The 13,648-nt window shown below is 48.7% G+C and carries 16 protein-coding genes; 10 read left to right on the top strand and 6 right to left on the bottom strand.

What is annotated here, in order from left to right:
• Nucleotides 1–548 precede the first annotated feature (548 nt).
• The 4 genes from BMZ54_RS08450 to BMZ54_RS08460 all read left to right on the top strand — a co-directional run bounded on the left by BMZ54_RS08450 (nucleotide 549) and on the right by BMZ54_RS08460 (nucleotide 3,528).
• The gene (locus tag BMZ54_RS08450; RefSeq protein ID WP_089909142.1) at nucleotides 549–740 is read left to right on the top strand and encodes a hypothetical protein; all 192 of its coding nucleotides are present in this window, start codon (nucleotides 549–551) and stop codon (nucleotides 738–740) included.
• Nucleotides 740–907, top strand: coding sequence for a hypothetical protein (locus tag BMZ54_RS32905; protein WP_156093010.1), 168 nt, complete (start codon nucleotides 740–742; stop codon nucleotides 905–907). Before BMZ54_RS08450 ends, BMZ54_RS32905 begins: the two co-directional genes overlap by 1 nt.
• Before the next feature lie 4 nt (nucleotides 908–911).
• On the top strand, nucleotides 912–1,310 hold the full coding sequence (locus BMZ54_RS08455; protein ID WP_089909146.1) for a hypothetical protein: 399 nt from the start codon (nucleotides 912–914) through the stop codon (nucleotides 1,308–1,310).
• A 247-nt stretch (nucleotides 1,311–1,557) separates the two neighbouring features.
• Nucleotides 1,558–3,528 (top strand): M48 family metallopeptidase, encoded by a 1,971-nt coding sequence (locus BMZ54_RS08460; RefSeq protein ID WP_202909184.1) that lies wholly within the window; start codon nucleotides 1,558–1,560, stop codon nucleotides 3,526–3,528.
• 3 nt (nucleotides 3,529–3,531) lie between these two features.
• On the opposite strand, the gene BMZ54_RS08465 is transcribed toward BMZ54_RS08460, so the two are convergent.
• The gene (locus BMZ54_RS08465; protein ID WP_202909185.1) at nucleotides 3,532–5,031 is read right to left on the bottom strand and encodes an FAD-binding protein; all 1,500 of its coding nucleotides are present in this window, start codon (nucleotides 5,029–5,031) and stop codon (nucleotides 3,532–3,534) included.
• Nucleotides 5,028–5,354: a Bor/Iss family lipoprotein gene (locus tag BMZ54_RS08470; protein ID WP_089909152.1), complete on the bottom strand. Its 327-nt coding sequence runs from the start codon at nucleotides 5,352–5,354 to the stop codon at nucleotides 5,028–5,030. Before BMZ54_RS08470 ends, BMZ54_RS08465 begins: the two co-directional genes overlap by 4 nt.
• Nucleotides 5,355–5,582: 228 nt before the next feature.
• Between BMZ54_RS08470 and BMZ54_RS08475 the strand changes: the two genes are divergently transcribed.
• Nucleotides 5,583–6,029, top strand: a complete 447-nt coding sequence (locus BMZ54_RS08475; protein WP_089909156.1) for a DoxX family protein — start codon at nucleotides 5,583–5,585, stop codon at nucleotides 6,027–6,029.
• Nucleotides 6,030–6,095: 66 nt separating this feature from the next.
• A complete protein-coding gene (locus BMZ54_RS08480; protein ID WP_089909160.1) occupies nucleotides 6,096–6,878 on the top strand; it encodes an aminoglycoside 6-adenylyltransferase in 783 nt (260 codons plus the stop codon).
• Here BMZ54_RS08480 and BMZ54_RS08485 read toward each other — a convergent pair.
• On the bottom strand, nucleotides 6,873–7,298 hold the full coding sequence (locus BMZ54_RS08485; protein ID WP_089909163.1) for a DUF1801 domain-containing protein: 426 nt from the start codon (nucleotides 7,296–7,298) through the stop codon (nucleotides 6,873–6,875). The two genes, BMZ54_RS08480 and BMZ54_RS08485, sit on opposite strands and share 6 nt — an antisense overlap.
• Nucleotides 7,299–7,567: 269 nt before the next feature.
• Between BMZ54_RS08485 and BMZ54_RS08490 the strand changes: the two genes are divergently transcribed.
• Entirely contained in the window at nucleotides 7,568–8,206 is a 639-nt protein-coding gene (locus tag BMZ54_RS08490; protein WP_238386531.1) for a phosphatase PAP2 family protein, read from the top strand.
• An 18-nt stretch (nucleotides 8,207–8,224) separates the two neighbouring features.
• Here BMZ54_RS08490 and BMZ54_RS08495 read toward each other — a convergent pair whose 3' ends face one another.
• The 3 genes from BMZ54_RS08495 to BMZ54_RS08505 form a co-directional block, all read right to left on the bottom strand.
• Nucleotides 8,225–8,953 carry an SGNH/GDSL hydrolase family protein gene (locus BMZ54_RS08495; RefSeq protein ID WP_089909166.1) on the bottom strand — a complete coding sequence of 243 codons (729 nt, stop codon included), beginning with the start codon at nucleotides 8,951–8,953 and terminating at the stop codon, nucleotides 8,225–8,227.
• An 84-nt stretch (nucleotides 8,954–9,037) separates the two neighbouring features.
• Nucleotides 9,038–9,406, bottom strand: coding sequence for an MmcQ/YjbR family DNA-binding protein (locus BMZ54_RS08500; RefSeq protein WP_089909170.1), 369 nt, complete (start codon nucleotides 9,404–9,406; stop codon nucleotides 9,038–9,040).
• Between the two features lie 105 nt (nucleotides 9,407–9,511).
• On the bottom strand, nucleotides 9,512–9,847 hold the full coding sequence (locus BMZ54_RS08505) for a YciI family protein (protein ID WP_089909174.1): 336 nt from the start codon (nucleotides 9,845–9,847) through the stop codon (nucleotides 9,512–9,514).
• Nucleotides 9,848–9,986: 139 nt separating this feature from the next.
• On the opposite strand from BMZ54_RS08505, the gene BMZ54_RS08510 reads away from it, so the two are divergent.
• From BMZ54_RS08510 to BMZ54_RS08520, 3 genes are all read left to right on the top strand, one after another.
• The gene (locus tag BMZ54_RS08510) at nucleotides 9,987–10,406 is read left to right on the top strand and encodes a helix-turn-helix transcriptional regulator (RefSeq protein ID WP_089909178.1); all 420 of its coding nucleotides are present in this window, start codon (nucleotides 9,987–9,989) and stop codon (nucleotides 10,404–10,406) included.
• Between the two features lie 64 nt (nucleotides 10,407–10,470).
• Nucleotides 10,471–10,920, top strand: a complete 450-nt coding sequence (locus tag BMZ54_RS08515; RefSeq protein ID WP_089909181.1) for a VOC family protein — start codon at nucleotides 10,471–10,473, stop codon at nucleotides 10,918–10,920.
• A gap of 88 nt (nucleotides 10,921–11,008) precedes the next feature.
• Nucleotides 11,009–13,540 carry a phosphocholine-specific phospholipase C gene (locus BMZ54_RS08520; RefSeq protein ID WP_089909184.1) on the top strand — a complete coding sequence of 844 codons (2,532 nt, stop codon included), beginning with the start codon at nucleotides 11,009–11,011 and terminating at the stop codon, nucleotides 13,538–13,540.
• The last annotated feature ends 108 nt before the right edge of the window (nucleotides 13,541–13,648 follow it).

Genomic DNA, 13,648 nt, shown 5'->3' on the forward strand with positions numbered 1-13,648 from the left:
CGCTATCCGCTACTCGCTATCCGCTACTCGCTATCCGCTACCGCTATCCGCTACCGCTACCGCTACCGCTATCCGTTAATCGCTATCCGTTAATCGCTATCCGCTAATCGCTATCCGCTACTCGCTATCCGCTAATCGCTATCCGCTAATCGCTATCCGCTAATCGCTATCCGCTAATCGCTATCCGCTAATCGCTATCCGCTAATCGCTATCCGCTATCCGCTAATCGCTATCCGCTATCCGTTAATCGCTATCCGCTATCCGTTAATCGCTATCCGCTACCGCTATCCGCTACCGCTATCCGCTACCGCTATCCGCTACCGCTATCCGCTACCGCTATCCGCTATCCACTACCTGCTAATCACTAACTGCTAAAGGCTAAAGGCTAACCGCTAATCACTAACCGCTAACTGCTAACCGCTAAAGGCTAAAAGCTAATTACTAGCCTTTCTTGCCCTATTAATCTTAATTATTAATCAATAATGAATTTTCAGAAAATTTTGAAAATTCGGAAAGGCGGAATACCTTTGTCAGGAACTTTCGCACTTATGAACACACTTGCCTATATCATTTACCTGCTCATAACTTACCTGGTAACGGTGCGCGTAGGATTCATCTTTTACCGCAATGGGCGCCTGTTCATCCTAAACCTGTTACGGCAGGATGCTGCGCTTACAGACTTTATAAACAAGATCCTACTGGTGGGCTATTACTTGCTGAACCTGGCTACGCCGCGCTGATGCTCACTACCTGGGATACTATTCACACCTGGACGGAGCTGCTGAGCAGCATTACCGCCATGACCGGCAAAATACTGCTTACACTGGCGCTCATCCATTTTTGCAACATGGCCAGCATTTACTTTATCAGCAAACGGGATCAATTCATTACTCATTCTAAAATATAGTTGTATGCAAACCTCTTACAATTTCGTGGCCTATTTAATTTACCTGCCTGTGGTGATCTTATTAACCTGGTATGTAGCGCATACCCTGTTTAAAAACAGCAAAGTGTTCATGCTGGACATTTTTGGCGGCAAGGCGGAAATTGCCGGCGCCACCAACAAGCTGTTTGAAACCGGCTTTTACCTGCTGAATCTGGGTTTTGCTTTTGCGGCAATGACCATCGCGGTTGACATTGCCAGCAACCGCCGCCTGCTGGAAATACTGAGCACCAAAATAGGCGGATTTTGCATCTACCTGGGGATCATGCTGTTCTTTAACCTGCACCTGTTTTTCCGGGGCAGAAGGATCTCTAAGGAAAAAGCCCGGCTGGCCACTGTTCCCGTACCACCGCCTGCCATCAGCTGATCTTTCATCCCCATACCATACATCCACAGCACATGCCATTAAGGTATGTGCTGCTTTGGCTTATAGATTTTTTTTATTATGTTGTGTAATATTTACCAATGCCAACACTACAACCTGTGCCATGAATTCATTGTCGTATCCATTGCCGCCGGCCCATGTTTATCCGGAAAAGTTAACGCCATCACCCGGATTCAGAAAACAAGCCGTTAAAGTTATTATCGCTATCCTGCTTTTTTTAATCACCTATGTGCTGTTATTGGCTGTGGCCGTGGGTTTGGCCATTGCCTGCTGTTATGCCGGTATCTGGATAGTAGTACATTTACCTAAGTTGATCACTATCATTTTAGGTGGAGGGCTGATATGTGTAGGTATTTCCGTGCTGTACTTCCTGGTGAAGTTTATGTTTGCGGTTTCGAAGGATGAAAATGCCGCGCGCATTCCGGTTACAGAAGAAGAGCAGCCGCAGCTCTTTGCCTTCATACGCCGGCTTACCACCGATACCAATACCCGTTTCCCGAAAAAAATATTCCTGTCGCCGGATGTAAATGCCTGTGTATTTTATCATTCCAGCTTCTGGAGCATGTTCCTGCCCGTACGTAAGAACCTGGAAATAGGTCTGGGGCTGGTGAACAGCATTAATATCAGTGAGTTTAAAGCGGTAATGGCACATGAGTTTGGGCACTTTAGCCAGCGCAGTATGAAGCTGGGCAGCTTTACGTATAATACTAACCGTATTATTTATAACATGCTGTATGATAACAATGGTTATACGGCTTTCCTGCAGGCCTGGGGTAACCTGCACAGCTACCTGGCCCTTTTTGCCAACATTACCATCAAGATAGCGCAGGGCATCCAATGGATCCTGCGCGGCATGTATAAGCTGATCAACAAAAGCTATCTGGCCCTGAGCCGGGAAATGGAATTTCATGCAGATACCATTGCGGCCAGTGTAGCAGGCGGTAATAACCTGGTTACGGCACTGAGCAGGGTAGAGGTGGCCGGCGGCTGCTACACCTCTGCCATTAATGCGGCCAATGAATGGCTGCGCGAGAAAAAGGTGGCCCGTAATATTTTCCGTAACCAGCTTACCGTGTTCCGTTCTATGGCCAGCCAGCACCAGCTGCCGCTGAAACAGGGCCTGCCGGACATTAGCTACCTGTTCATCCGCTCTTTTTCCAAATCCAGGATCAATTATAAAAATCAATGGGCCAGCCACCCTACGCTGGAAGAACGTAAGGTGCACCTGGAGCAGGTGGCCATGGATGTCCCGGCCGATGATACCAGCGCCTGGGTGCTGTTCCGCGATGCAGAGGCCCTGCAGGAAAAGCTCACAGCTAACCTGTACCACGCAGTACCTATGGAAGGTGAAATAAAGCACTACGATGACCGGGAGTTTGATAGCTGGCATGCAGAACAGCAGGAAACTTACCGCCTGCCGGCTGCCTACAAGGGCTTTTATGACAGCCGTTATATTAACGTAACGGAATGGGATCTTAACGCTAACGAATATACGCCAAAGCAAGGCGGCTTTGAAACGCTGTTCAGCGAAGAGAACGGGCAGATCCAGGCTTCCATTACCAGCAATGAGAACGACCTGGCCATTTTAAGAGCGATTAAGGAAAAACGGCTGGATGTTACCAGCTTTGACTTTGATGGCGCCAAGTATACCCACCACGATTGTGACAGCATCATAGCCCGGCTGGAAAAAGAGATCGAACAATTAAAAGCGCAGCAGGCGCAGCTGGATAAAGAGGCCTTCAGCTTTTTTTATACCAATGCCAATGGCCAGAAGGAGCATGTGCTGGCGCAGTACCGGCAGTTCCAGGCATTTGGCAAACGCAATGATGCCTACCTGGAAATTGTGCATAAGATCAACACTACACTACAGCCCTTTTATGACGGCAACCTTACCCTGGGGCAGGTGAATGCAGCCGTAGAACAGCTGCGCAATAATTATGAATGGGAATTTAAAAGAGCCTTGCAGGCGCTTATTAATGAACAGGTGATCACCCCGGAAACACCCGGTGACCTATACAATAAGATATCAGCGTTTATAGATACCCGTTATACCTATTTCAAGGACAATACTTTCCAGAATGATGAGCTGAACGGGCTGTATGACCTGGCCGTGAAAGTGGCCGGGGAGCTGAGTGACATCCGTTTCCGGTATTATAAAAAGATGCTGGAAACACAGCTGGAATCCTACACACATCAATAAGGATCACAGTCCCCATTGCTCCATAATAGTATTGGTAAATACCTTTTTTGCATCTGGCTTTAACAACTGGTTCCTGGCGTTTACCCAGGCATCCAGCCGCTCACCGTACATTTTTTTCATACGCTTAGGCGTAAGCTCATTCACCTTGCCCCAGTGAAAGGTGAAAGGTATATGCTGCTTTTCCAGCTCTTTCCATACTGCTTTGTAAAAAGAGTAGGTGGTTTTGGAAAAGGCTGCATCCAGCTCCACTACACAGGTGTAAGGAAATCGCGTAAAAGCCAGCAAAGCGCCGGACTGCTTTATGAACCGGAAAGCAAAAAGTCCTGCAAAGGGGCCCTTGGAATTATTGAGGGCCAGTAACAGGTCTATAACCGTATTCACATGCTCAAGCGGTATACCAACGGCAGCGCTCAGCAATTTGCCATGCAGGTCGGTATTGGAGAATATTTCCCCTAAACAGCCCAGCTGGTTTTTGTAGGGTGTTAGTGCGCCAGCCAGTAAATTATTTACCAGCAGAGGCACGGTGCTGGGTATGGCATTTGTAAGCTTGCCTATAAAACAGGGTGCATCATCGCCCGGGCCAATGCCCTGTGTATTGCTTACCGGTGGGGTATAACCAGTGCGGTAGGGCCTTTTATACATGCTGGTAACATAAGCGCCTTTTTGTAAGTTATATGGGTTAATGATCACCTGGAAATGGTAAGGGCGTTCATTCCCGCCCGGCAGCGTAGCTTTGGAAAAATCCAGTGTTTGCATCCAGCTGCGTAAAGCGGCATCAAAAGGCCTGCATTCAAGATGGGCTTCCAGCAGGAAGAGCGGTTCTGTTTCTATCATTACCCCGTGAATAATGCCAAAGCTGCCAAAGCTCACCAGCGCAGCATTAAACAGCTCATCATCCCGTACCAGCTCGGCATCCAGTAAAGCAATAAAGCTATCTGATACCACGGGATTGGTGCTGCGCTCCAGCCATATGTGCCGGTCCGGCGCCAGTATGAGGTGCATGCCCGTTACTACATCCTGCACTGCGCCTACATCAAAGGCCGATCCATGTGCGCCCGTGGATATAGCGCCTACAATGGTTTGCCCGTTGCTGGCGCCGGATGTTTTCAGGGAAAGCCCACGCTCTTTCAGATACGCAGACAGCTCCCATATGGCGGTGCCGCACTGCGCCAGGAAAAGCTTTGACGGATCGCCTTTATACGCCGCCGTAACACTGGCCGGTGAAATTTCAAACACCGTGTTCAGCGCCTTTGTATCCAGTATAATACCATTGGTAGCGGCAATGGGAGTAAATGACCAGCCTGCGCCTAAGCCGCGTAAAGCGCTGCCATTGTTAATGGCTTCCTGTATCAGCTGCTGAAAGCCTTTGGTGGCCGCATTATACGTATCCAGCGCTGTGCCGCTGCCATTGCCCAGTTCATACAGGTTCTGGATGGTATAGGCAAAGGTTTCATGCCGGTTCTCCCACTGGGTATTGTTGGTTTTAAAAATTTTCATGCTCATAACCGGCCGTTTTTAGGACAAGGTTTACCACAGCGGTATTCCATTTTTACCGGGCAATAAATGCCCAGGGAAACTACCGTAACAAGCGCATAACCCAGGTTGGTCTTAACCCGCACCTCCGACATGCCATAGATATTCAGGCTATCACAATTAGGGGTGCTAAGCTGTTTGGGCTTTTGTACCAGGCCCCAGAACCAGCTATGCGCGGTTAGCCTGGTGATCTCCGAACCTTCCTGGTTTTTGGTAGCAATACGGTAGGAATAACAGCTGCTGAACGACATGACAGAAATGGCCAGTAACAGGGTTAGTAGCAAATTTTTCATTAGGGAATTTTTGGGGTCAAATAATATACGTGGCAAGTTAGAGCATATTGCTGTGCCGGCCAGCCACCATTGCGTAATTGGCTGCTGCTGATTAACAAGTGGTGGAAAGCAACCGTTAAATGGAACAGGGGACCGTGATATTTATCAATGCTTTTTTTTATCCTGGATCAATGTTTTAAAGTGCTTACCCGTTGCAACTTTGCACTATAAAAATTAAAGCACAAAGTTATGTTCCAACAGATCTTTAGTACAGATAACAACTGGCCCGGCCTTATTTTACGCCTTACATTAGGACTGGTTATTTTTCCGCATGCTGCACAAAAATTATTCGGATGGTTTAATGGCCCGGGATTATCCGGCGAAATGCATTACCTCACGCAAACCACTGGCCTGTCAACCTTTACAGCTGTAATGGTAATACTGGTAGAATGCGGTGGCACACTACTGCTGCTAAGTGGTCTGGCCACCCGTGTTGCTGCCGTAGGCATCATGGGTTTATTCATTGGGATGATTGTAGTGGTGCATTATAAAAGCGGTTTTTTCATGAACTGGTTTGCACAGGCGCCGGCAGGGCAGGAGGGGTTTGAATATCACCTGCTGGTGATAGGGATGTGCGTGGCTTTGCTCCTTACCGGTGGCGGCCGGTTTTCTGTAGACAGGATATTTAGCCTTTAGCTTTTAGCGTTCTGCGTTTAGCATTCAGCGTTTGGCTTTAAAAGTCTTTTTTAAATTGAGTTCGTTATGATACAAAAAGACTTTGCTAACCGCGTAGTAAACATGCTGAAAGATGATGACCGCGTAATTGGCCTGGCAGCAGCCGGTTCCTGGATCACGAATGAAATAGATGCCTTCTCTGACCTGGACCTGGTGCTGGTTACCCGCGATGCTGTTGCCGGTAACAAAACACAAATGCTGGCCTATGCGCAGCAATTTGGCAAGCTGCTGAATGCCTTTACCGGCGAGCATGTGGGCGAGCCCCGTTTGCTCATTTGTTTGTACGATGATCCGCTGCTGCATGTGGATATTAAATTCCTGACCTTAGCGGAGTTCCATCATCGCGTGGAAAACCCCGTGGTGCTGCTGGAAAAGGATCAGCAGCTAACAAACATCATCAGCAATACCACGGCTGCCTGGCCTTACCCGGACTACCAGTGGCTGGAAGACCGCTTCTGGACCTGGGTACATTACGGAGCCACCAAATTGGGGCGGGGAGAGTATTTTGAAGCCATGGATATGCTGTCCTTTTTACGGGCGCGGGTACTGGCACCGCTGTTACAGGTCCGGAACGGGTTGCAGCCACGGGGTATGCGGCGGCTGGAAACCAATTTACCGCCCGCAGACCTGGACAGATTAATGGCCACTGTACCACAATACAAACCTTTATCCTTACTGGATGCTTTGCGCCAGAGTATAGACCTGTACAGGGCTTTGCGGGAGGAGCTGTTTCCCGCCGGCATTATTTTACAAAGCGCGGCAGAAAAAAGAAGTATGGAATACCTGGAGGAGGTTGTCGCTCACTTATAATGAACCGGGGTATTTTTCTTTCATGGCATTGCTGGCCTGTGTAACCATTGTTTTCAGCACAGTGGTATCTACATCCTCCAGCTTTTTGATATACAGGCAGCCTTTGCCTGTTTTGTGTTTGCCCAGCTTTTCCAGCAGGGGAGAGTGATCAAAGCAGCCCAGCATCAGGTAAAAAGTAAAAGCCTCTTTACGGGGTGAGAAGCCGGTTAAAGGCGCATCGCCCTCATGCCCGCTGTCGTATTTGTAATGGTAGCTGCCAAAGCCCACAATGGCGGGGCCCCACATTTTGGGTGCATAGCCGGTGGCCTGCTGCATCAGCTCCAGGATGGCATAGCTGTCTGTACGTTTTTTTTCATCTGTTATCGTATCCAGGAAGGCAGTAACACTGCTATTGGTGGGCTGGGTTTTCTGTTTCGCCATATAAGGGGGGTATTTAGTTCAAATATAATAAGTTTTTATAAGGAGTATTTGCACTGATAAGGAAATGATTTTCAGGCTAAGATGCCCTATGGGCGGCCCCTGCCATATTCATGTGATTTGGTGATTTCAAAATATTTGGTATATTTAGTGAGATGCATAATGTTGTGGACTATGATCCTGTATTTGTAGACCAAAACCTACAGATTTTATCCAGAATCCCATACTAGATTGCAATGTAATTCGTTATCAGTACTCATAAAAAGTATTCCGTGGAAAGAATTGTACGTGTCCTACTGCTGTCGCTGCTAGTATTTGCCTACCGGCCTGAGGTGAAAGCGCAAGGCCTTGATTACAAGTTACTCAGAACTATTAATTACAACCGCGACGATGAATTTGACGGTTTTATGACGGGTGTCAGCAACAGCATGTACACCGTATCAGCCGCTTTACCCATCGGACAGCTGGTGGTAGGGTATGCCACCGGCAATAAAACCACCATTCAAAATGGCTGGACTACTGTAGGTGCGCTGGCAATAAGTTTTGGCGCCAGTACCGCTATGAAAAATGCATTCCGCCGTAACCGGCCTTTTATGAATCACCCTGAGCTGTTAACAGCCCAAACAGATAATAGTCCTTCTTTCCCCTCTGGTCATACATCTACTGCGTTTGCCTGTGCGGCGGCGCTTAGCCTTGAATATCCCAAATGGTATGTAATAGCACCTTCATTTGCCTGGGCAGGCGCTGTTGGGTATTCCCGCATGTACCTGGGCCGGCATTATCCCAGTGATGTGCTGGTAGGCGCGGTGATAGGCACCGGGTCTGCATACCTGAGCTATAAGCTGAATAAGTGGATAGACGGGAAACACAAGAGAACATCGTCGTCCCTGACGCCGGTACCGCTATTCTAGCAGTGTGCCATTCCCAATTTATTGCAACAATAATTTTCCCAGGTTAGCGGGGTAGCTTTCTGCTTCCGTACCACCGGAACCCTGTGTAATGCTATCTCCCAAACAAACCACCCGCTTTGCCGGCAGCTGTTTGTAGGTGATACAATCATACACGGCCAGCGCTATAAAGCGGTAACCATCTGCAGTAGGGTGCACCCCATCCTTACTACGGCTGTTGGCTTCATTCCGCAGCAGCGCTGCTTTATCGGTTCCCACTTGTCCAACCTTTTCAAACACTGCGCCCAGCTCCAGCAGGGTAGCCCCTTGTGCGGCCGCTACTTCCCGTATAGCATTGTTGATGGCCGTGCGCCGCTCTTCCGGCGTTTCATTGGCAAAAAAAGAAGCCGGGTGGCGGGTGAGCAGGTAAGGGGTGTAAAAAGGAAGGATGGTCATTAAAAGCACCTTGCTGCCGCTGTTACCAATGCGTTGTACCAGCTCTGTAAGGTTGGCTTTATATTGTTCTAAAGGAATGTATTTATCATGGTTCATACTGTCGTTCGTGCCTGCCATCAGAACCGTGAGCTCCGGCTGGTGGGAGAGGCAATCTTTTTCCAGGCGGTTCAGCAGATCCTGGGTATTGTTACCGCCAATACCGGCATTAATCACAAAAGTGTCATCCTGCTCCGGCGTATGTGGCCGGGCAGTCAAAGACAGTGGCAGGGCGGCGCTCAGCAGGGCGGTATTGGTCAGAAAAGTTCTCCGGTTCATGAAAGGAAGCTGTTTAGCAGCATTAAGATAAAGTAAAAGCCGGAAATGAGGAAAGTTTGGGGACAGGCAGGGCGGTGGGAACGGCTACGACTTTTTTTGCTTTTTAGCCGGTTCTTCATACGCCTGCTGCAGCTTTTTAGGCGCCCGTTCTTTCCAGGCAGCCAGGAAAAGGCCGGCCAGGTCTTTTTGATCCACTTTAGCCAGGTGAATGAGCATCATGGGATAGTTCTGGTAATGATCGGTAATGAAAAAGATATCGGGGGCGGCTTCCATCCACTTTTCCCGTTCCTGGGTGCGAATGGCCAGGGTTTCACCATCTTCCTTAATACGGCCCAGCAGCTTTTTATGCACCCAGAAGCCTGGCGTTCCATGGCAGGGAGCTTCTGTTACACCGGGTAGGGCCAGCGCAATGGCGCGCACCTGCTGCAGGTATGTGTATGCGTCCAGATTCATGCTTATTAAATATACGAAATAACCACACTACCACCAATGGCATAGTGGCTATAATCCGGGATGGCTGTGAAATGGCCATTTACCACGCCTGGAGAGAATAGGCGTTCACGATCGCCGCAGCTCCCGTACTTCTACTTCCGCGCCAAAATTAATACCGGGGTATGCTTTAGCCAGTGAGGTGGCTTCCTGGATGCTTTTTGCCAGCACGATCATGTAACCGCTTATCTGCATATTGCCCCTGATAGGATTAATGTTCCGCAACGGCCTGTTAGCCTCGCCGGTAACCGTATACCCATAGTCCCAGAAAGTGTGCGCAGTAACAAACAGCTGTTGCTGTGAAAGGTCCCGGATCCAGCGGGAAAGCTGCTTGCTGCGCGCCTGCTGTTGATCATCTGAAAGCAGGGTATCATCCTGCCAGATCAAAAGAATAAATTCCTGCATGGATAGTTGAAAAAGGTTTGGTTGACATTCACTGCTACAGAACCGGCATTGAATATAACAAAAATTAATTACAGTTGTTCAGCGTGGCACCTATTAAAAAATGCAGCCCAATCGTTACATTTGAATAACAAACCTTTTTATGCAGCTTCCTGAAGATATCTATCAGCGTATTGTTGCCGCCAAGCTGTTCATAGATGAGCATTACCATGAGGCCATTGACCTGGGGGAAATTTCAGGACAGGCGTTTTTGTCACGCTTTCATTTTCACCGTTTGTTCACCCGCATTTATCGCAGCACCCCACACCGCTACCTTACCCGGCGGCGTATGGATAAAGCCCGGGACCTGCTGGCACAACAGGGGCTAAGTGTAAGCGAAATATGCAACAGCGTTGGGTTTGAAAGCATAGGCTCATTCAGTACCCTGTTTAAAAAAGAAACCGGCATAGGCCCGCAGCACTACCGCAACATGCGTATTGTGCAGCAGCAACAGGCTAAAGCGCAACCCCGTACTTTTATTCCGCATTGTTTTATTGAAGGGTATAAGCTGAACCGGCAATAAAGCAAGATCCAAGAACTGTATTCCCCCGCTGCATTATAGTTTTGCCTGTATAAATACAACTGCTATGATCACAAAAATGTCGCACACCTCCCTGTTTGTGCTGGACCAGGACAAAGCCTATGATTTTTATGTGAATAAGCTGGGCTTTAAAGTAAATACCGATGTAGTAATGGGCGATGCCGCCTCTGAGGACGGTAGTGAGGAACAGCCGCCTGCCGGCGGTTTCCGCTGGTTAACCCTGAACACACCGGAACAGCCGGACCTGGAGATCATCCTGATGCCGGTAGTTGGTTTAGAGCCTGATGCGCAGGCTGCCATCCGTTTATTGCTGGAAAAAGGTTTAATGGGCGCCGGGGTATTTTATACGCCGGACTGTTATGCCACCTATGAGGAGCTGAAAGCAAAGGGTGTAGAGTTTAAGTCCGCTCCCAAAGAGCAGTTTTACGGTATAGAATGTATTATGTCCGATGGCTGTGGTAACTGGTTTAGCATGACGCAGCCGAAGGAGCATTAACCTATATTATTTTCTCTTTAATTCTAAAATGCCGGTACTGATTTATAATATGTTCTATACTTTTATAGCATAACAATCATGTACCGCTATGGATTCCAGAAGGGATTTTATTAAAAAGGCTGCGCTGCTTTCCGGTGCAGCCGGTTTTGCCACATTGCCCGCTTCAGTACAGAAAGCATTAGCCATTAACCCCGCGCCCGGCACTACTTTCCTGGATGCAGAACATATTGTATTCCTGATGCAGGAGAACCGCTCCTTTGATCACTGCTTTGGCAGCCTGCAGGGCGTACGTGGCTTTAATGATCCCCGTGCCATAAACCTGCCCGATAAAAAACCGGTATGGCTGCAAACCAATGCTGCCGGCGAAACGTATGCCCCTTTCCGTTTGGATATAAAAGATACAAAGGTTACCTGGATGGGCTCTTTGCCCCATGCATGGAGTAACCAGGTGGATGCACGCAATAATGGTAAATACGATAAATGGCTGGATGCAAAACAATCCGGGCACACTGAATATGCAAAGATGCCGCTAACCATGGGGTATTATACCCGGCAGGATATTCCATTTTATTACGCACTGGCAGATGCTTTTACCGTGTGCGACCAGCACTTCTGCTCTTCCCTTACCGGTACTACGCCTAACCGTTTATACTTCTGGACCGGCACCATCCGTGCAGAACAGAACAGCCAGTCCAATGCGCTGGTATGGAATGAGGAAGCAGATTATGACAGCATGGTGAATTATAAAACCTACCCGGAAAGGCTGGAAGAAAATGGTATTTCCTGGAAAATTTACCAGAACGATATTAGCGTAGACGGTGGCTTTACCGGCGAAAAAGACGCCTGGCTGGCTAACTTCACAGATAATCCTATTGAGTTCTTTACACAGTACAATGTAAAGCTCTCTGACCGCTACATTACTTACCTGGAAAAAAGCATTGCCACATTACCGGGTGAAATAACTGAGCTGGAAAAACAGCTGGCTGCATTACCGGCTGCAGATGCTAACCGCGCCGCGCTGGAAAAACAGCTGAAAGAAAAAAAGGCCAGGCTGCAAAGAGTGCAGGAAGATCAGAAGATATACACCCGCGAAAAATATGCGCAGCTTTCGCAGCACGATAAGAACCTGCATGAGAAAGCATTTTGCGCTAATCATAAAGATCCGCATTTTGGAGAGCTCACCACGCTTAGCTACCAGGATGGCGATACTGCCCGCGAAGTGACCGTGCCTAAAGGCGATGTGCTGTACCAGTTCCGGGAAGATGTGAAGAACGGTGTTTTACCTACCGTATCCTGGCTGGTAGCGCCGGAAAACTTTTCAGATCATCCCGGCGCTGCCTGGTATGGCGCCTGGTATGTATCTGAAGTAATGGACATTCTTACACAAAACCCGGAAGTATGGAAGAAAACCATTTTTGTGCTTACCTATGATGAGAACGACGGTTACTTTGATCATGTGCCGCCATTTGTAGCGCCCGACCCGCAGAACCCCGCCACCGGTAAGGTTTCTCAGGGTGTGGATGCAGGTGTGGAATTCGTAAGCATGGAACAGGAGCAGCGCAAAACCTATTTGCGGCAGGAGCATAAGCGTGAAAGCCCTATTGGACTGGGTTATCGTGTACCCATGGTAGTTGCTTCGCCCTGGAGCCGCGGTGGATGGGTAAATTCGCAGGTATTTGATCATACATCGTCTTTGCAATTCCTGGAAACATTCCTGCAGCACAAAACCGGCAAAGCGGTAACAGAATCAAATATCAGCAGCTGGCGGCGCACGGTGTGCGGAGACCTGTCATCGGTATTCCGCCCGTATAACGGCGAAAAAACAGCGCTGCCTGCTGTGGTAGAAAAAGATGCATTTATTGAAAGTGTACATAAGGCGCAGTTCAAAGGATTACCGCAGGGCTACCGGTCATTTACCGCCGCTGATATAGCGCAGGTGAAACGCAATCCTTTGCTGATAGACAGCATGCAGCAGGAAAAAGGCATTCGTCATGCCTGTGTATTGCCGTATGAGCTGTATGTGGAAGGGCAGCTAAGTGAAGATAAAAGATCATTCGGTATTCACTTTGCAGCCAAACAGGAAGTGTTTCGTAAAAAGGCTGCCGGCGCGCCTTTCCTGGTTTATGCACCGGGTAAATATAAAACAGAAGATATGCGGGTATGGTCTTACGGCGTGGCTGCCGGCGGGGAGCTGCAGGATACCTGGCCCCTGGAGGATTTTGATAACGGGCAGTATCACCTGCAGGTACATGGCCCCAATGGTTTTTTCCGGGAATTCACCGGTAACAGCCAGGACCCCTTATTACAGGTAAGCTGCCAGTACCAGGAGGCGCCAGGTAAAGCGTTTGAGCTTACAGGGAATATAACCCTGCACCTGCAAAACAGCAGTAAAGAAAAATATACCGTTAACGTAATTGATAATGCCTATAAAACCGGTACACGCAGCCTTGAACTGGCGCCAGGGCAAACGAAAAACATGCTGCTGATGCTTGGCAAAAGCCATGGCTGGTACGATTGCAGCGTGCAGATAAAAGGGCGTGCCGGTTTTGAGAAAAGATATGCCGGCCGTGTGGAAACCGGTAAGCCCAGCTTTACCGACCCGCTGATGGGAAGGGTGTAGTCTTTAAATACCGGACATTGCCTGTCCGGAAACGGACAGCTTCTATGTTCTCTGGCCTCTTAATGTATTGGTTTTCAGGCAGGGCACAGGCAGGCATTTACTTTGTGC

Source organism: Chitinophaga rupis, assembly GCF_900109685.1.
Lineage (GTDB): Bacteria > Bacteroidota > Bacteroidia > Chitinophagales > Chitinophagaceae > Chitinophaga > Chitinophaga rupis.